Annotated in this window: 13 protein-coding genes; 6 read left to right on the top strand and 7 right to left on the bottom strand. The window is 71.7% G+C overall.

The genetic code is table 11. The annotated features are described in order from the left end of the window. The 4 genes from N7640_RS25065 to N7640_RS25050 all read right to left on the bottom strand — a co-directional run. Positions 1-424: PAS domain-containing protein (locus tag N7640_RS25065; RefSeq protein WP_279906263.1), on the bottom strand; the 424-nt coding region annotated here is incomplete at its 3' end. Next, positions 421-2,682, bottom strand: a complete 2,262-nt coding sequence (locus N7640_RS25060; RefSeq protein WP_279904956.1) for an EAL domain-containing protein — start codon at positions 2,680-2,682, stop codon at positions 421-423. The genes N7640_RS25060 and N7640_RS25065, both read right to left, overlap by 4 nt. A 164-nt stretch (positions 2,683-2,846) precedes the next feature. Then, positions 2,847-3,140, bottom strand: a complete 294-nt coding sequence (locus N7640_RS25055; protein WP_279904955.1) for a hypothetical protein — start codon at positions 3,138-3,140, stop codon at positions 2,847-2,849. A gap of 97 nt (positions 3,141-3,237) precedes the next feature. Further along, positions 3,238-4,365 carry a PilT/PilU family type 4a pilus ATPase gene (locus N7640_RS25050; RefSeq protein ID WP_220811166.1) on the bottom strand — a complete coding sequence of 376 codons (1,128 nt, stop codon included), beginning with the start codon at positions 4,363-4,365 and terminating at the stop codon, positions 3,238-3,240. A gap of 123 nt (positions 4,366-4,488) precedes the next feature. On the opposite strand from N7640_RS25050, the gene recC reads away from it, so the two are divergent. From recC to recD, 3 genes are all read left to right on the top strand, one after another. Beyond that, complete coding sequence (recC, locus tag N7640_RS25045; RefSeq protein WP_279904954.1) at positions 4,489-7,839, top strand: exodeoxyribonuclease V subunit gamma; 3,351 nt, start codon at positions 4,489-4,491, stop codon at positions 7,837-7,839. Next, a complete protein-coding gene (recB, locus tag N7640_RS25040) occupies positions 7,836-11,405 on the top strand; it encodes an exodeoxyribonuclease V subunit beta (protein ID WP_279904953.1) in 3,570 nt (1,189 codons plus the stop codon). The genes recC and recB overlap by 4 nt, the downstream gene beginning before the upstream one ends. A gap of 85 nt (positions 11,406-11,490) precedes the next feature. After that, positions 11,491-13,326, top strand: coding sequence for an exodeoxyribonuclease V subunit alpha (recD, locus tag N7640_RS25035; RefSeq protein ID WP_279904952.1), 1,836 nt, complete (start codon positions 11,491-11,493; stop codon positions 13,324-13,326). Positions 13,327-13,330: 4 nt separating this feature from the next. On the opposite strand, the gene N7640_RS25030 is transcribed toward recD, so the two are convergent. After that, positions 13,331-14,230: a hypothetical protein gene (locus N7640_RS25030; protein ID WP_279904951.1), complete on the bottom strand. Its 900-nt coding sequence runs from the start codon at positions 14,228-14,230 to the stop codon at positions 13,331-13,333. Positions 14,231-14,458: 228 nt separating this feature from the next. Here N7640_RS25030 and N7640_RS25025 point away from each other — a divergent pair, with 228 nt between their 5' ends. Together N7640_RS25025 and prfH are read left to right on the top strand one after the other, a co-directional pair. Next, positions 14,459-15,595, top strand: a complete 1,137-nt coding sequence (locus N7640_RS25025; RefSeq protein WP_279904949.1) for an RNA ligase RtcB family protein — start codon at positions 14,459-14,461, stop codon at positions 15,593-15,595. Continuing rightward, a complete protein-coding gene (prfH, locus tag N7640_RS25020) occupies positions 15,595-16,206 on the top strand; it encodes a peptide chain release factor H (RefSeq protein WP_279904948.1) in 612 nt (203 codons plus the stop codon). The genes N7640_RS25025 and prfH overlap by 1 nt, the downstream gene beginning before the upstream one ends. A 386-nt stretch (positions 16,207-16,592) precedes the next feature. Here prfH and N7640_RS25015 read toward each other — a convergent pair whose 3' ends face one another. After that, the gene (locus N7640_RS25015; protein ID WP_220811173.1) at positions 16,593-17,351 is read right to left on the bottom strand and encodes a TerC family protein; all 759 of its coding nucleotides are present in this window, start codon (positions 17,349-17,351) and stop codon (positions 16,593-16,595) included. A gap of 156 nt (positions 17,352-17,507) precedes the next feature. Beyond that, entirely contained in the window at positions 17,508-18,443 is a 936-nt protein-coding gene (locus tag N7640_RS25010) for an AEC family transporter (protein ID WP_220811174.1), read from the bottom strand. A gap of 53 nt (positions 18,444-18,496) precedes the next feature. On the opposite strand from N7640_RS25010, the gene N7640_RS25005 reads away from it, so the two are divergent. Then, on the top strand, positions 18,497-18,898 hold the full coding sequence (locus N7640_RS25005; RefSeq protein ID WP_279904947.1) for a GFA family protein: 402 nt from the start codon (positions 18,497-18,499) through the stop codon (positions 18,896-18,898). Positions 18,899-18,929: the final 31 nt, after the last annotated feature.

The following is an 18,929-nucleotide window of genomic DNA, read 5'->3' as shown; positions in this document are numbered from 1 at the left end:
GCGCGCGGGGCACCCGGCCGGCGGCGAGCGCGGCGTACAGCGCTTCGGCCCGCGCCACCTGCTCGGGCGCGGCGCGGCTGCGCACGGACTGGTACTCCACCACCTGGCCGTTGCGCACCACCGGGTTGGCGAAGGCGCTGACCCAGTAGTGGTCGCCGTTCTTGCAGCGGTTCTTCACCACGCCCATCCACGAGCGGCCGCTCTTGAGTGTCTTCCAGAGGTCGGCGAAGGCGGCCGGCGGCATGTCCGGGTGGCGCACCTGGTTGTGGCTGCGGCCGAGCAGCTCGGCCTCGCTGTAGCCGCTGATGGCGACGAAATCCGGGTTGACGTAGGTGACCACGCCCTTGAGGTCGGTGGTGGAGAGGATGTTGGCGCGAGGATCGACCGCTACTTCTTGTTGTGTGACCGGCAGGTTGATTTTCATCGTTGTACTTCCCGGCGATGAGGAACGGTGACTGGGCTGGATTCCGGCTGCAGGCACCAGAACCCCTCGAAACGGTCTTCGTCCCTGAACAGGCGCGCCAGCTCGGCGGCGGGGCGCGGCCGGCTGAACCAGTAGCCCTGGGCCAGGTGGCAGTCTTCCTGGCGCAGCAGGTCGAGCTGTTCTGCCCGCTCCACGCCCTCGGCGACCACCTCCAGGGCCAGGCTGCGGCCCAGGCCGATGATGGCGCGGCTGATCGCCCGCGACTCGGCGTCGGCGCCGCCGATGAAGCTCTTGTCGACCTTGAGGATGTGCAGCGGGAAGCGCTTGAGGTAGCCCAGCGAGGAATAGCCGGTGCCGAAGTCGTCCAGCGCCAGGCGCACGCCGAGGCCGCCCAGTTCGCGCAGCGCGATCAGGGTGGCGGTGCAGTCGCGCATCAGTTGGCTCTCGGTGATCTCCAGGATCAGGCTGGACGGCGCCAGGCCGGTGTCGATGAGGATGTCGGTGAGGCGCGCGACGAAGTCGTCCTGCTGCAGCTGGCGGCTGGACAGGTTCACCGAGCAGCGCAGCTGCTCCTGGCCGGCCAGCTGCCAGGCGCGCACCTGGCGGCAGGCCTCGCGCAGCACCCAGTCGCCGACCCGCAGGATCTGCCCGGACTCCTCCAGCGAGGGGATGAACTCCTGCGGCGGGATCAGCTGCCCGCCGTGGCGCCAGCGCAGCAGGGCCTCGACCCCGATCAGCCGCGGCACGCCCTGGTCGATGCGGCAGATCGGCTGGTAGTGGAGGATGAATTCGTCGTGCTCCAGGGCCTGGCCCAGCGCGCTCTCCAGCTCCAGCTGGCGCCGGGCGGCGGCCTGCAGCTCCTGGCTGTAGCGGGCGAACTGCGCCTTGCCGGCCTGCTTGGCCCGGTACAGCGCCAGGTCCGCGGCCTGCAGCGCCTCGGCGGCGTCCGCGCTGGCGCGCAGCGGGGCGACGCCGATGCTGGCGCTGACCACCAGGGTCTGCTCGGCCAGGTGCATCGGATGGAGCAGGCCGTCGAGCATGCGCTGGGCCACCTGCTCGGCGTCGTCGAGGCAGGCCAGGTCGGTGAGCAGGACGACGAACTCGTCGCCGCCGAAGCGCGCCAGGTGGTCGCCGGGGCGCAGGCACAGGGACAGGCGCCGGCCGACCTCGACCAGCACCTGGTCGCCGACGTGGTGGCCGAGGCTGTCGTTGATCAGCTTGAAGCGGTCGAGGTCGATGAACAGCAGCGCGGCGTCGCGGGCGCCGGGCTTGCGCAGCTGCTGCAGGGCCTGGCGCAGCAGTTCGTCCAGGCGCAGGCGGTTGGCCAGCCCGGTCAGCGGGTCGTGGCGGGCGGCGTGGCGCAGCTGTTCCTCCACGGCCTTGCGTGAGCTGATGTCGGTCTGCGAGCCGGCCATGCGCCGCTGGCCGTCCTGGTCGTGCTCGACCACGCCGCGGGCCAGAACCCACAGGTAGTCGCCGCGCCGGCGGCGGATGCGGTATTCGTGGTGGAGCAGCGGCGTGCGCGCGCCGAGGTGGGCGTCGATGGCCTGGCGCAGGCCGGGCAGGTCGTCCGGGTGGACCCGCGAGAACCAGGCGGCGCAGCCCTCGCCGAGGGCGTCGCGGCTGAGGTCGAGCATCTCCGCCCAGCGCTCGGAGACGTACAGGCGGTCGTGCTCCAGGTGCCAGTCCCAGAGGCCGTCATTGGCGCCGCGCAGGGCGCGGGCGAAGCGTGCCTCGCTGTCCTCCAGGGCGCGCCGCTGGGCGGCGCCGTAGGTGTCGATGGCCAGGGTGATGTCGAAGAACACGGCCTTGAGCAGGCTGGCCGCCGTCGCGGCGTTGGGGTGGCCGGCGAACAGCGCGTCGCTCATCCGCTCCAGGTACAGGCGGTAGGCGGCCAGGTACCACTTCAGTTCCACCCCGACCAACTGGTGGATCATGCCGATGCGCAGGCGGCTGTTCAGGTAGTCGCGGTCGAAGGGCCCGCGCCAGAGGCGCTGGTAGTACTCCAGCTGGCTGTGCTTGAGGCGCCCGAGGGTGTCCGGGTCGTTGATCAGCCCGGCCGGGCCGGGGAAGTCTTGCAGGTGCTCGTAGAGGCGCTCGACGAAGCCGCGATGGGCCTCCTCCACGCCGTCCGCGGCGGAGGCCAGGCGCAGGGCGTCGTCGCGCCGCCAGTCGAGCAGGCGGTGACGCTCGGCGACCTCGTCGAGATCGAGGCCGATGCGGCCTATCAGCTCCTGCAGGCTTTCCTCTGACTTCATGGGTATGCCCTTTCTCCACCTTTTCGCGGCCACAAAAAAAGCGCCGGATGGCGCGTTCGGGGGAAAACGGGCCATCGCGGCGCTTCGTCTTGCAGGCCCTTGTGTCCTGCCCGGCAAAGCCGGTCTCCGCCGGCTGGCGGAACCTGAGTGAGAGGCGTTCTACCTCATTCCGGTGGTGCTGACAATTCGACCAGCAACTGTTCCAGGCGCCGCCGCAGCTGGCCCAGCTCGCGGGAGCGGAAGGCGTGGCGGGTGCGCTCCAGGGTCGCCACCGCGTCGCTGAGCGCGGCCTGTACGCGGCCGTCCGTGCCGAGCCCGGCGTCGTCCAGCCAGCGGCACAGGGGCGCACGGCTGCAGTCGTGCGGGTCGACGATGATTTCGCAGTCGCCGCAGAGGCCGCGCAGGTTGCTGGCCAGTACGGGGTCGCTGCAGACGATGCGGGCGGGTGGGCAGGGCATGGCGATCCCGGGATGGAGGTTGGGTGAAGGCTACCTTACGGGCGGGGTGGCAGATGGCCATTGATCCGGATCAAGCCCGGCGCCGCCGTCCGTCGGCTCAACCGTCGCGCAGCACCTTGCGCTCGGCGTCGTCGGCGGAGAAGCCGCGTTCGAGCTTGAAGCGCAGGCCGAGGTCGGTGCGCGAGTCGGCGAACTTGAGCGCGTCGGCCAGCGTCACGCGGCCCTGTTCGAGCAGGCTGAACAGGTGCTGGTCGAAGGTCTGCAGGCCCTGCTCGGCGGCGCGGGCGATGGCCTCGCGCAGTTGGTCCAGCTCGTCGCGCTGGATCAGGTCGCGGATGTAGGGCGTGCCGAGCATCACTTCCACCGCCGCCACGCGCTTCTGCTTCAGCCCGGGCACCAGGCGCTGGCCGATCACCGCGAGCAGGTTGTGGGCGATATCGGCCAGCACCTGCTTGCGCGCCTCGTCGGGGAAGAAGCGCACGATGCGCTCCATGGCGTGGCTGCTGCTGGTGGCGTGCAGGGTGGCGATGCACAGGTGGCCGGTCTCCGCGTAGTGCAGGGCGTGCTGCATGGTGGCGGCGTCGCGGATTTCGCCGAGCATGATCACGTCCGGCGACTCGCGCAGCACGTTGCGCAGGGCGTCGTCGAAGCTGCGCGTGTCCAGGCCGACCTCGCGCTGGTCGATGATCGACTTGTGGTGCTGGTGGAGGAACTCGATGGGGTCCTCGATACAGACGATGTGCCCGCCGCGGTGGCGGTTGCGGAAGTCGAGCATCGCCGCCAGTGTGGTGGACTTGCCGGAGCCGGCGGCGCCGATCACCAGGATCAGGCCGCGGTCCTGCATCGACAGCTTCTCCAGCAGGCGCGGCAGGCCGAGGGCCTCGAAGCCCGGAATCTGGCTGCGGATCAGCCGCACCACCATCGCCACTTCGCCGCGCTGGTAGTAGACGTTGACCCGGAAGCGGCCGGTGCCCGGCAGGCTCACCGCCAGGTTCTGCTCCAGGTCGCGCTCGAACTCCACCGCCTGCTTCTGGCTCATCAGCTGGTAGGCCATGCGCTGCACGTCGCCGGCCACCAGCACCCGCTCGTCGAACGGCTGGCTGTGGCCGTCCACCTTGGCATGGGCCGGCGCGCCGACACTGAGGAACAGGTCGGAGGCGTCGCACGCCTGCATGCGCTGCAGGTAGTCGAAGATGTCCAGGGTATCGGGCGTGTTCTCGTGCATGGGCAGGTCCGGGGAAAAAGGCTGACGCAAGGATAGCCGCGCTGTCGCGCGGCGGGCTGAGCGAGATCAATCCCGACGGCTCCGACGGCCAAGCCCCCCGGGCTCTGGTACGCTAGCCCGACCATGCTCAGCCTCTATCACGCCCCCGACCTGGAAACCCTCGGCCTGCTCGCCTGCCGCCTGCTCGCCCAGCCGCAGGCGGACGTGCTGGCGCCGGCGCGGGTGGTGGTGCCGAGCCAGGGCATCGGCCGCTGGCTGACCCTGCAACTGGCCCGCGAGCAGGGCATCGCCATGCACCTGGACGTGCAGCTGCCGTCCAGCTTCGTCTGGGGGCTGGCGCGGCAGGTGTTCGGCACGCTGCCGGAGCAGTCCGCCTTCAACCCGCAGGCCATGACCTGGCGCCTCTACGACTGGCTCTGCGAGCCGGCCAACCTGGCCCGCGCCGAGCGCCTGGGGCGCTACCTGGAGGGCGGCGACGAGCGCCGCCGCCTGGCCCTGGCGGCGAAGATCGCCGACGTGTTCGACCAGTACCTGCTGTACCGCGACGACTGGCTGGCCGCCTGGGAGCGCGGCGAGCTGTGCGACCTGGGCGCGGACGAGGCCTGGCAGGCGCTGCTCTGGCAGGAGCTGACCCGGGACGGCCACCCGCACCGCGCGCGCCTGCTCGGCGAACTGCTGGCGCGGCTGCACGGCGCCGCGCCCCTCGACGGCCTGCCGGAGCGCCTGCTGGTGTTCGGCATCAGCTCGCTGCCGCCGCACCACCTGCGGGTGCTGGAGGGCCTGGCGCGGCACACCGAAGTGGTGATCTGCGCCCTCAACCCGTGCCGCGAGGCCTGGGGCGAGATTCGCGATGTGCGCGAGCTGGCGCAGCAACCGGAGTCCGGCCTTGATGATTGGTATCTCGACGTCGGCCACCCGCTGCTGGCCAGCCTGGGCAAGCAGGGCCGCGACTTCTTCGACAGCCTGTTCGGCCTGATCGCCGAGGAACACGGCATCTACCCGCAGGACGCGGAGCTGGCCGACGACAGCCTGCTGCACGCCCTGCAGCAGGACATCCTGCGCCTGCGCACCCGCGCGCCGGACGAGCGCCTGCCACTGCGCGACGACGACCGTTCTCTGGAACTGCACATCGCCCATTCGCCGCTGCGCGAGGTGGAGATACTCCACGACCAGCTGCTGGCGCGCTTCGCCGCCGACCCGACCCTGAGCCCCGACCAGGTGGTGGTGCTGACCCCGGACATCGAGCGCTACGCCCCCTACATCGAGGCGGTGTTCGCCACCACCACGGGCGGGCGCGGGCGGGTGGGCGCGCCGTACATTCCCTACAGCCTGGCCGACCGCAGCCTGCGCGCCGAAACGCCGCTGATCGAGGCCTTCCTCGGCCTGCTCGGCCTGCCCGAGAGCCGCTTCGCCGCCGAAGAGGTGCTGGCCTGGCTGGAACAGCCGGCCATCGCCCGCCGCGCCGGCATCGAGAGCGAGGACCTGCCGCTGCTGCGCGACTGGCTGCGCCAGGCCGGCGTGCGCTGGGGCCGCGACGGCGAGCACCGCGCGCGGCTGGACCTGCCGGCCGAGGACGCCTTCACCTGGCGCCAGGGCCTGGACCGCCTGCTGCTCGGCTTCGCCGCGCCACCGCAGCTGGCCGGCGCGGGCGTCCCGCTGCTCGGTGACAGCCTGCCGCTGGACGCCCTGGAAGGCGCCCGCGCCCAGCTGCTCGGCCGCCTGTGCGCCTTCGTCGACCACCTGGCGCGGCTGGCCGAGGGCCTGCAGCGGCCGCGCCCGCTGGCCGACTGGGCGCTGGACCTGCAAGGGATGATCGACGCGCTGTTCGACGAGCGCGAATCCGGCGACACCCTGCTCCTGCTCAGCCAGGCCTGTGCCGCCCTGGGGCGGCAGGCCCAGGACGCGGGCATCGGGCGGCCGCTGGAACTGGCGCTGGTGCGCCAGCAGCTCGGCGCGGCGCTGGAGAACGGCGGCGGCGCCTCGGGCTTCCTCACCGGCGCGGTGACCTTCTGCACCATGGTGCCGATGCGCAGCCTGCCGTTCCGCCTGGTCTGCCTGCTCGGCCTGGACGACGGCGCCCTGCCGCGGCGCACGCCGGTCGCCGGCTTCGACCTGATCGCCCGCCGCCCGCGCCGTGGCGACCGCGCGCGGCGGCTGGACGACCGCTACCTGTTCTTGGAAACCCTGCTCAGCGCCCGCGACGGCCTGTACCTCAGCTACGTCGGCCGCGACCCGCGCGACAACGCCGAGCTGCCGCCCTCGGTGCTGGTCAGCGAACTGCTGGAGGCGGTCGATCTCACTGCCGTGGCGGTTCCCTGTGGGAGCGGCCTCGGCCGCAATCCGGATTGCGCAGAAGCTTCGCGGCCAAGGCCGCTCCCACGGGAGCAGAAGGCGAGCGCCGCAATCACCGTCGAGCACCCGCTGCAGCCGTTCGCCCCCGGCAACTTCGAGGCCGTCGGCGCCCGCCGGGGCTTTTCGCCCGCCTGGTTCCGCGCGGCCCAGCGCCTCGCCGAGGTGCCGGCGCTCGACCCGCCGCCCTTCGTCGCGCGCCTGCCTGAGCCGGACGACGACTGGCGGGTGATCGAGCCCAGCCAGCTGCTGCAGTGCTTCCGCCACCCGGCGCGCTTCCTGCTGGAGCCGCGCCTGGGCCTGCGCCTGGCCGACGCCGACGAGGCCATCGCCGGCGACGAGCCCTTCGCCCTGGAAGGCCCCGCGAAGCGCGGCCTGCGCCAGCTGGCGCTGCAGGCGGTGGAGCGCGGCTGGTCGGAGGAGCAGGAGCGGCGCATCGCCCGCGCCGCCGGCTGGCTGCCGCCGGGCGAGCTGGGGCACGCCCTGTGGGGCAAGATGCGCGGCCCGGTGCGCGCCTTCGCCCCGCGTCTGTTCGAGGCTCGCCCGCTGGAGGCGCCGCAGCCGCTGCTGGTGGATGTCGAACTGGCCGGCGTGCGTGTCCACGGCTGGCTGGACGGCGTGACTTCCCACGGCCTGTTCGACTGGCGCCTGGGCGCACCCGGCGCCTGGGACCTGCCCGGTTTCTGGCTGCGCCACCTGCTGCTGAACCTCGGCGCCACCCCGGACATCGCCCGCGAGAGCCTGCTGGTCTCGCCGGGCGGCGACTGGCAGCTCGGCCCGCAGCCGGAGGCGCGCGAGCTGCTCGAACCCTGGCTGGCCGCCTACCGCGAGGCCCTGTGCACGCCGCTGCCCTTCATCACCCGCAGCAGCTACGAATTCGCCCGCGCCCTGTGCACGCCCAGCGCCAGGAGCCGCAAGGAACCGCGCGCCGCCGCCCGCGACAATGCCCGCGCCGCCTGGCTCGGCGCCGAGTTCAGCCCGTTGGCCGGCGAATCCGAGGACCCCTGGTACGCCCTGGCCTTCCGCGAGCGCGACCCGCTCGGCGAGCGCTTCGAGCAGCTTGCCGAACAACTGCTCGGGCCGGCGCTGAAGGCGCTGGCGACAGGCGAGGGGGACGGCGAATGAACGGCCTCGACCTGCACGACTCGCCCTTCGCCGGCCGCTCGCTGATCGAGGCCAGCGCCGGCACCGGCAAGACCTGGACCCTGACCGCCCTGTACGCGCGCCTGCTGCTGGAGCGGCAGCTGTCGGTCGGGCAGATTCTGGTGGTCACCTACACCACCGCCGCCACCGCCGAGCTGCGCGAGCGCATCCGCGCGCGCCTGGCCGAACTGCTGGCGCTGTACGAGGATGGCGCCAGCGACGACGCCTTCCTGATCGAACTGCACCGCCGTCACCCGGACGAAGCGTCGCGGCGGCGCCTGCTGCTGGCCGTGCACGGCTTCGACGAGGCGGCCATCTTCACCATCCACGGTTTCTGCCAGCGCGCCCTGCAGGACTCGGCCTTCGAGGCCGGCGGCGACTTCGACGCCGAGCTGACCCAGGACGACCGCGAGGTGCTCGACGCCCTGCTCGGCGACGCCTGGCGCCACGTGCTGGCCGAGGCCGACCCGGCCTGGGCGCGCTTCCTCGCCAGGGCCAGGATCACCCCGGCGACCCTGCGCCAGGCCCTGCGCGGCCACCTGGGCAAGCCCTACCTGCGGGTCGAGCCGAGGGACACGGGCGCCGGCGCCGAACTGGGCGCCGCCAGCGATGCCTGGCAGCGCGCGGCCGAGCTGTGGCGCGACGCGGGCTATGCCTGGGTGGAAACCCTGATCGAGCACGGCGGCCTCAGCCAGAGCACCCACAAGACGGCCAAGCTGCCGCTGTGGTCGGCCGAGCTGGACGCCTACTTCGCCGACCCGGCGGCGCTGTTCGACGCGCCGGACGGCCTGGCCAAGCTGGGTGCGGCGGCGCTGGCCAAGGCCTGCAAGAAGGGCTACGACGCACCGCAATGCGAACTGGCCGAGGCCCTGGACGGGCTGGCCGAGGCCCTGTCCGCCGCCGGCCCGGCGGGGCGGCGGAAGCTGGTCGCCCTGCAGGTGGAGCTGCTCGACCGGCTCAACGTCGAGCTGCCCCGGCGCAAGGCGGCCCAGCGCCTGCTGGCCTTCGACGACCTGCTCAACCGCCTGCACGAGGCGCTGCAGGGCCCGGCCGGCGAAGACCTGGCCGCGCGCCTGCGCGAGCAGTACCCACTGGCGCTGATCGACGAATTCCAGGACACCGACCCGATCCAGTACGCGATCTTCGACCGCATCTACCCAAAAATGGCGGGCGTAGCGAGCGGCTCGCCTGGCGACCTGTGTTTCGTCGGCGACCCGAAGCAGGCGATCTATGCCTTCCGCGGCGCTGACCTCGCCACCTACCTCAAGGCCCGGGGCGACGCCGACCGGCAGTACGACCTGCCCTACAACTTCCGCTCCACGGCCGAGCTGATCGCCGCGCTGAACCTGCTGTTCGCCCGACCGCAGCCGTTCGCCGAGGAAGGCCTCGACTACCCGCCGGTCAGCGCCGGCCGCAAGGCCCGCGCGCGGCTGGTGCTGCCCGCGCGGGAGGGCGCCGCGCCGCTGGGCCTGGTCTGGCTCGGCGATGAGCCGCTGACCAAGGGCCGCGCCGGCGAACTGGCCGCGGTGGACAGCGCCAGGCGCATCGCCGCGCTGCTCGCCGCCAGTGCGCGAAACGAGGCCTATTTCGAAGAAGATGGCGACAGAATTCCGCTGAAAGGCGGCGATATCGCGGTGCTGGTCAGCAATCACCGCGAGGCCGCCAGCGTCGCCGCCGAGCTGGCCGCCCGTGGCGTGCCCAGCGTGCGGCGGGGGCGCGACAGCGTGTGGCACAGTGAGGAGGCCGGCGAGCTGGCGGCGGTGCTGGCCGCCTACGCCGAGCCGGGCCGCGAAGGCGTGCTGCGCTACGCCCTGGCGACCCGCCTGCTGGGGCGCGACGCGGCGCAGATCGCCCGCTGCCAGGACGACGAGCGCGCCTGGGACGAGGAGCGCGCCGCCGCCGAGCAGTACCACCAGCTGTGGCAGCAGCACGGCTTCATGCGGGTGTTCAGGGCCTGGCTGGATCAGGAGCGGGTGGCCGAGCGCCTGCTGGCCGGCCTCGACGGCGAGCGCCGGCTGACCAACCTGCTGCACCTGGCCGAGCTGCTCCAGGCGGAGAGCCTGCAGCGCCCCGGGCTGGAGGCGCTGCTTGCCTGGTTCGAGGGGCAGCGCGGCAGCGAGGGCCTCGGCGAGGACGCCCTGCTGCGCCTGGAAAGCGATGCCGAGCGGGTGCAGATCGTCACCATCCACACCTCCAAGGGCCTGGAATACCCGCTGGTGTTCTGCCCCTTCCTGTGGGACGGCCGCCTGCTCGGCCAGCACACCGACAGCGCCCGCTGCCACGACGAGGACGGCCAGCCGCTGCTCGACCTGGGCAGCGATCGCCTGGACGAGCGCCTGCAGATGGCGCGGCGCGAGACCTTCGCCGAGAAGCTGCGCCTGACCTACGTGGCCCTGACCCGCGCCCGTGACCGCCTGTGGCTGCACTGGGGCCCGGCCGCGCTGCCCAAGCCGAAGAAGGACGGCTCGCTGGCGGATGAGGGCCTGCACAGCAGCGCCCTGGCCTGGCTGCTGCACGGCCGGGAACTGGCGGGGGCCGATGCCCTGGGCGAACTGGCGGCGCACCTCGCCGGCGGCGAAGGTCCGGCGCTGGCCGCCGAGCTGGACGCCCTGGCGGGAAGCAGCGCCGGCCTGATCGCCCGCCTGCCGCTGCTGGCGGACGAGGCCAGCGCCACCGGCGAGCGCCGCGCCGAGCCGCCCCAGGCGTTGCAGAACTTCGCCCGCAGCCTGCACAGCGCCTGGCGCATCGGCAGCTTCTCCGGCCTTGCCGCCGGCATGCACATGGAGGCACCGGACCGCGACAGCCTGGCCATGCCGGCCGCCAGCGAGCCCGGCGTCGGTTTCTTCGCCTTCCCCCGTGGCGCCCGCGCCGGCACCTGCCTGCACGCCATCCTCGAAGACTGGGTGCGCGGCAAGGGCAGCCTGGAGCAGCTGGTGCCGGCCGCCCTGCAGGACCACGGCATCGACGCGGCGACCTGGGCCGAGATCGCCATCGCGCAGCTGCAACGGGTGCTGGACTGCGACCTGGACGGCCGGGGCATGCGCCTGGCCGATCTCGACCCAACCCGGCGGCTGCCCGAGCTGGGCTTCACCTTCCCGGTGCAGCACCTCGACGTGGAGCGTCTGCGCGCCCTGCTCGCCGACCCCGCCCACGGCCTGCCGCCGGCCATGCGCCTGGCCGCCGAACGCCTGCAGTTCGACGAGCTGCGCGGCTTCCTCAAGGGCTTCATCGACCTGACCTTCGAGCACGACGGGCGCTGGTACATCCTCGACTACAAGTCCAACTGGCTCGGCCCGAGCGTCGCCCACTACACCCCCGAACGCCTGGAGCAGGCCATCGCCGGGGAGCACTACTACCTGCAGTACCTGATCTACCTGGTGGCGCTGCGCCGCTTCCTGCGCGGCCGCCTGGCCGGCTTCGCCGACGAGCGGCTGGGCGGCGCTCTCTACCTGTTCCTGCGCGGCATGCCGGAGGCCGGCGTGTACTTCGCGCAGCCCTCCGGCGCGCTGCTGGATGCGCTGGATGGTCTGTTCGCGGAGGGGATATGAGCCAGGTGGGAGCGGCCTTGGCCGCGATCCGGCATGCACGGGAGCATCGCGGCCAAGGCCGCTCCCACCACAAGGGACGTCGCCGATGACCCTGCATGCCTTGCCCCTCGGACCGCTGGAGCGCGCGTTGCTCGACAGCCTGCGCCGCCTGGAGCCGCAGGCGGACGAGGCCGTGCTGGCCTGCGCCGCCCTGTGCTGCGAGGCGCTGGCCGGCGGCGACGTGTGCCTGCCGCTGGCGCGGGTGGCCGGTCGCCGGCCCTGGCCGGAGTTCGACTTCGCGTTGCCGGCGCTGGGCGAGTTGCGTGCCCGCCTGCAGGGCTCCGCGCTGGTGGCCGGGCCGGGGGCGTTCGCCCCGTTGATCCTGGAGGGCCAGCGCCTGTACCTGGCGCGCTACCAGGCCTACGAGCAGCAGCTGGCCGAGCGGCTGCTGACCCGCGCCGCCGACCGGCCCGAGGTGGACGAGGCGGCGCTGTCCGCCAGCCTGGCGCGGCTGTTCGCCTTCAACCAGCAGCAGCCGGACTGGCAGCGCCTGGCCGCGGCCCAGGCCGTGCGCCGACGCCTGGCGGTGATCTCCGGCGGCCCCGGCACCGGCAAGACCACCACCGTGGTGCGCCTGCTGGCGGCGTTGCTGGAGCAGCCCGGCGGCGACAGGCTCGCCATCGGCCTGGCCGCGCCCACCGGCAAGGCCGCAGCGCGCATGGCCGAGGCCATCCGCAACGCCAAGGCCGACCTGCCCCTGGCCGACCCGCTCAAGGCGCTGCTGCCGGAGGAGGCGCGCACCCTGCACCGCCTGCTCGGCAGCCGTGGCGACAGCCCGGCCGTGCGCCACGACGCGGCACGGCCGCTGGCGCTGGACGTGCTGGTGGTGGACGAGGCGTCGATGGTCGACCTGGCGCTGATGGCCAAGCTGGTCGATGGCCTGCCGCCCCAGGCGCGGCTGATCCTGCTGGGCGACAAGGACCAGCTGGCGGCGGTGGAGGCCGGCGCGGTGTTCGCCGAGCTGTGCGAGGGGCGCGGTTTCGACGCCGCGGCTGCGGCCGAGCTGCGCCGCATCACCGGCCAGGACGTGCCGGTCGAGGCGCCGCGCTCGGCGCTGGGCGACGCCGTGGTGCTGCTCAGCCACAGCCACCGCTTCGCCGCCGACAGCGGTATCGGCGAGCTGGCGCGGCGGATCAACGCGGGCGATGCCACCGGCACCCTGGACCTGTTGCGCGAGGGCCGCGCCGACCTGTCCTGGCGGGCCGAGCCGGAACAGGCCGCGCTGCTGGATCGCCTGGAGCAGGGCTACCGGCCCTACCTGCAGGCGGCACGCCAGGGCGACCCGGCAGAGGCCTTCGCCGCCTTCAACGCCTTCCGCGCGCTCACCGCCCAGCGCGAGGGGCCGTGGGGCGTGAGCGGCCTGAACGAGGCGCTGGAAGCGCGGATCAAGCGCCGCTGGTCATTGCCCGAGCGCGAGCGCTGGTATCCCGGCCGCGCGGTGATGGTGCGGCAGAACGACTACGCCCTCGGCCTGTTCAACGGCGATATCGGTATCTGCCTGGCGTCCGAGTACGGGCTGCGCGTGCATTTCGAGAGCGAGGACGGTTTCCGCGCCTTCGCTCCCGCGCGCCTGCCCAGCCACGACAGCGCCTTCGCCATGACCGTGCACAAGAGCCAGGGCTCGGAGTTCGCCGAGGTGCTGCTGGTCCTGCCGGAAGGTCCCAGCCCGCTGCTGACCCGCGCGCTGTTCTACACCGGCATCACCCGGGCCAAGCGCAAGGTGGAAATCTTGGGCCTGCCGGCGCGCCTCTGCGACGCGGTGAACACCCGCGCCGAGCGGGCGGCCGGGCTGGCCGAGCGGCTGGGCGTCAGTGCCGCCGAACCCGAGCGCTCGGTGGAGACGCCGATGGCCGGGCCACCGGGCCAGCTGGATCTCTTCTAGGGATTCAGTCTTCCTCGAACTCATCGGCGGCCAGCGTGCACTCCAGTTCGAGCAGGCTGCGCGAATCGTCGCTCCATTCGGCCAGCACCTGGCGGATGGCGCCCTCGTCGGGGCCGGCGATGGCCACCAGGCGCTCGTTGCCCGGTTCCTGCTGCGGGCTCGCCGCCGGTACGTCGTGGTGCTCGTGGGGCGTGCCCTCGGAGCATTGCTTGCAGAGGATGTACACCGAGCGCGACCAGTCCTCGACGGCGATCCGCCGCTCCTCCAGCAGGGTGATCAGCGCCTCGACGTCGGCCTGGTCGCCGACCCGCAGCCTGGCCTCGTAGGTGCTGTCGGCGGAGGGCTCGAACAGCTCCAGCGCATTGAACACCGGGTACTCCCGGCCCTCGTGTTCGCGGTGGCCGACGGCCGCGCCGTCGTGCAGGAAGACGTCGCCGTGGCAGGCGCCGGATTCGGCGTAGGGAATGTTGATCAGGCGCGCCCGCACCGGGTCGATGCGCCGGGCCCAGACCACTTCGGACTTCTCGTCCGGGTTGAGGCGCACGGGTGTCATGCCGAAGTCGGCCTCGATCGGCGTGTCGCCCGCCTCGATCTTCAGGCCCAGGCGCTGCCAGACCTCGCGCGCGGTGCGCCAGTCGCGCAGGGCGGTGGCGGCGATGGCCAGGTTCCAGTTGCTCGCCTCGTCCTGCGGGTCGAGTTCCACGGCCAGGCGATTGTGCTTGAGCGACTCGGCCCACTCGCGCCGGTACTTGTGGATCAGGCCGATGTTGTAGTGGGTGCTCGGCCGGGACCAGTCCAGTTCCAGGGCGCGGTGGTAGGTCTGCAGAGCGAGGTCTTCGTCGCCTTCGTCGTGCAGGTTCATCGCCTGCTGGTGCAGCAGTTCGGCAAGGTCCTGATCGGCCATGTTCAGCTCCATGGAATGCGGCGCTCTTGCAGGGTTCTGTCAATCGGCCTAGGATGCGCGCCTTCTTCCCTCAACCGACAGCAAAGGAGGCACATCATGCAACAGCTGATCACCCTTTGCAGGTCGCGTCTGGTCTGATTCCCTCCGCCGCCTTCCGCTGCGGCGCGCTTCACCCGGCCCGGTCCTGCCACTCCCAACCTTTTCGTTTCAACCCATAGGGATTGGACCATGGGCAATTGCATCCGCAATCTGTCCGACGGCGTCGTATTGATCGCCGCGGACGACACCTGGATCGAAGGCAAAGCGATCCAGCAACTCGAAACCACCGCTCGCCTGCCGGGCATGCAACGGGTGGCTGGCATGCCGGACCTGCACCCGGGGCGTGGCTACCCGGTCGGTGCGGCGTTCTTTTCCACCAGCCGGCTGTATCCGGCGCTGGTCGGCAACGACATCGGCTGCGGCATGGCGCTGTGGCGCACCGACATACCGACGGCCAGGCTGCACCTGGACAAGCTGGAGAAGCGCCTGGGCAACCTCGACGCGCCGCTCGGCGAGGACTGGGCGGAGGCGGTCGCCGCCTTCGGCCTGCCGGCCTGCGGCCACGAGCGCTCGCTGGGCACCATCGGCGGCGGCAACCACTTCGCCGAGCTGCAGCAGCTCGACCAGAGCTACGATGACGCGGCGCTGGAGCGCCTCGGCCTCTGCCGCAAGCGCCTGCTCCTGCTGGTGCACAGCGGCTCGCGCGGCCTGGGCGAGGCGATCCTGCGCGAGCAGGTCGACCTGTTCAGCCATGCCGGGCTGGAAGCGGGCAGCGAGGCGTGCGCGCACTACCTCGCCCGGCACGACGGCGCCCTGCGCTTCGCCGAGGCCAACCGCCAGCTGATCGCCCGGCGCATGCTGGAACGCCTGCGCGCCGACGGCGAGGCCGTGCTGGACGTCAACCACAACCTGGTGTCGCCGGCCCGCATCGACGGGCACGACGGCTGGCTGCACCGCAAGGGCGCCACGCCGGCGGACCAGGGAGTGATGGTGATCCCCGGCTCGCGCGGCGACTTCAGCTACCTGGTCGAGCCCGTCGCCGACGAGCGCAGCCTGCTGTCCCTGGCCCACGGCGCCGGGCGCAAGTGGATGCGCAGCGAGTGCAAGGACCGCCTGGCGCAGCGCTACAGCGTCGAGCAGCTGGCCCGCACCGCGCTGGGCAGCCGGGTGATCTGCGCCGACCGCGCGCTGATCTACGAGGAGGCGCCGGAGGCCTACAAGGCCATCGACTCGGTGGTCGGCGCCCTGCGCGACGCTGGCCTGGTCCGGGTGCTGGCGCGGCTGAAGCCGGTGCTGACCTACAAGACGCGGGGAGGGTGCTGCTGATGATCCTCCTGCAACTGTCGGCCGGCCAGGGGCCGGAAGAATGCGCGCTGGCGGTGGCCAAGGCCATGCGGCGGCTGGCGCTGGAGGCCGAGGCCGCGCGGGTCGAACTGCGTGTGCTGGAAGAGGAGGGTGGCGCAGCACGCGGCACCCTCCGCTCGGCGCTGGTGGCCCTGCAGGGCGACGGCGCCGAGGCGCTGGCGGAGGCCTGGAGCGGTTCGCTGCTGTGGATCTGCGCCAGCCCCTACCGGCCGAACCACGGGCGCAAGAACTGGTTCTTCGGCGGCACGCGCTTCGCAGCGCCGGCCGTAGGCCTGGAGAGCGAGATCCGCTTCGAGACGCTGCGCTCCTCGGGGCCCGGCGGCCAGCACGTCAACACCACCGACTCGGCGGTGCGCGCCACCCACCTGGCCAGCGGCATCAGCGTCAAGGTGCAGAGCGAGCGCAGCCAGCACGCCAACAAGCGCCTGGCCCTGCTGCTGATCGCCCGGCGCCTGGCCGAGCGCGCCGAGCAGGCCGACGACCGCCTGCGCGCCGAACGGCGTCTGCGGCACCACCGGCTGGAGCGGGGCAACCCGCGGCGCACCTTTCGCGGCGAGCGCTTCGCCGAGTAGGCAAGGAAAGGCTATGTCCCTGTTGGATGTTGTAGTGCCCAGAACCCTTCTGGATCCCCGCCTGCGCGGGGATGACGAGGTAGAGGTGGAATTTCTTCCGTAACCGTCATTCCCGCGCAGGCGGGAATCCAGGGGCAGGCAGCTACCGCGTTCAGATAGAGGGGCTGGCCGCGTAGCACGTAACAGGGACATAGCTAAGAAAAAAGCCATATCGCCGTTACGTGGGAGCGGCTGGGCGGTATTCCGATTGGCCGCGAAATTCGCGGCTGAGGCGGTTCGCCGCCCGCCCGTGCCTGCAAGGCAGTGTCGGTACAACAACGGGCAACGGGGACATCGCCAAGAAAAAACGGGGCCATTCGGCCCCGTTTCCTTGTCCACACTCCGGCTTATTCGCCCGGAATGTCCTTGCGCAGCTTGACCGGGTCTTCCTTGCGGCCGCGCAGTACGCGCATGCGGATGTTGAGGGCTTCCACGCCGAGGGAGAAGGCCATGGCGAAGTAGACGTAGCCCTTCGGCACATGGACCTCGAAGGCTTCGGCGATCAGCACGGTGCCGACCACCACCAGGAAGGCCAGGGCCAGCATCTTCAGCGACGGGTGCTTGTCGATGAAATCGCTGATGGTGCCGGCGGCCAGCATCATCACCAGCACGGCGACGATGATCGCGGCGACCATCACCGGCACGTGGGAGACCATGCCGACGGCGGTGATCACCGAGTCCAGGCTGAACACGATGTCGATGATGGCGATCTGAATGATGGTGCCGATGAAGTTGCGCGCGGCGCCGTTGGGCTGCTGCCCGGCCTCGTCCTCGCCTTCCAGCCCGTGGTACATCTCGGTGGTGCTCTTCCACAGCAGGAACAGGCCGCCGAAGAACAGGATCAGGTCGCGCCCGGAGATGCCCTGGCCGAACAGGTGGAACAGGTCGTTGGTGAGCTGCATGATCCAGGTGATCGACAGCAGCAGGGCGATGCGGGTGACCATCGCCAGGGCCAGGCCGAAGAAGCGGGTGCGCGCCTGCAGGTGCGGCGGCATGCGCCCGACCAGGATGGCGATCATGATGATGTTGTCGATGCCGAGGACGATTTCCAGGGCCGTCAGGGTGAGAAAGGCAACCCAGATTTCCGGGTTGGTCAGCCATTCCATTATGAATTCCTTTGTGCGGATGTTCGGAGGCCACGCGGGGCGCGCGCGATTCTATCCGGCTTTGCGTGAAAATTCCGTCTGTGACACCGGTCGCCGGTCGGTGTGTGGTTTACGACCGGTCGCCTCGGCATTGGTTGGTCCCGGCCGATGTGCGGTTCAGGCGAGCAGGGCGAGGACCAGCGGCAGGCTGAGGGCGGAGAGCAGGGTCTGCAGGGTGATGATGCCGGCCATCAGATGGCCGTCGCCGCCGAGCTGGCGGGTCAGCACGTAGGCGGTGGGCGCGGTCGGCAGGGCGAAGAACAGCACCAGCACCGCGCTTTCCATCGCCGGGAGGTGAAGCAGGCGGGCCACCAGCAGCGCCAGCGCTGGCATGGCCAGCAGGCGCAGGGCGCAGTTCCAGGCCAGGGCCGCCTTCTCCCCGCTCAGCTCCTGCGGACGCAGCGCGGCGCCGACGCAGAGCAGGCCCAGCGGCAGGCTGGCGGCGGCCAGCAGGCCGAGCAGGCGGTCGCTGCCGCCGGGCAGGCCGATGCCCAGCAGGTTGACCAGCACGCCGGCCAGGCAGGCGAGGATCAGCGGGTTCTTCAGGATCGGCAGCAGCAGGCCGGCAACGCTCACCTCGCCCCCGGCGCTCAGCGACCAGACCGACAGCACGTTCACCGCCGGCACCATCAGCGCCAGCAGCAGCGCCGCCAGCACCAGGCCGGGCTGGCCGTACAGGCTGCCGATGGCGGCCAGGCCGAGGTAGGTGTTGAAGCGCAGGAGGCCCTGGGTGAAGGCGCCGAAGCGCGCCGCCGGCCAGCCGCACAGGCGACGCATCAGCAGCAGGCCGAGCCAGCCGCCGCCGAGGCCGAGCAGCACCGCCAGGGCCAGGCGCGGCAGCGCCGGGTTGTCCAGCGGGGCGCTGGCCAGACTGCTGAACAGCAGGGCCGGGAAGAGGATGAAGTAGTTGAGCCGCTCGGCGGCCGGCCAGAAGGCCTCGCCGGGGAAGTCGCGGCGACGCAGGAAGTAGCCGCCGACGATCAGTGCGAACAGGGGCCAGAGCGATTGCAGGAGAGCGGTCACGACGACATCCGCGAGGAAAAACCCTGCCATGATGGGCAACCGCGCCCTAGAGCGCCAGGGTGAATACCGAACAAGGAGTCACCATGACCGAGATCCACACCGGCGGTTGCCACTGCGGCCGGCTGCGCTACGCCTTCGAGGCGCCGCTGCGGGACATCGCCCACTGCCACTGCTCGATCTGCCGGCGCACCACCGGCGGCATCGTCACCACCTGGCTGACCCTGCCCATGGCGGGGTTCCGCTGGACCCACGGCAGCGCCGCGGCCTACGCCTCGTCGGCCAGCTGCACCCGCTACTTCTGCGCCCACTGCGGCTGCCACCTGACCCTCTTCACCAGCCACAGCCCGGACAGCCTGGACATCACCGTGGCCAGCCTCGACCACCCCGAGCGGGCGCCGGCCGACCGGCACATCTGGACCGGCAGCCGCCTGCCCTGGCTGCGCCTCGACGAAGGCCTGCCCGAGGAGGACGAGGAGCGGCTGTAGGCAGGTGGAAGCGTCCGCGCGGGTAACCGTA

This window comes from Pseudomonas sp. GD04015 (genome assembly GCF_029837675.1).
Classification (GTDB): Bacteria; Pseudomonadota; Gammaproteobacteria; order Pseudomonadales; family Pseudomonadaceae; genus Aquipseudomonas; species Aquipseudomonas paralcaligenes.
Note: the sequence above shows the minus strand (reverse complement) of the source record. Positions and strands in the feature narration are given on the sequence as shown.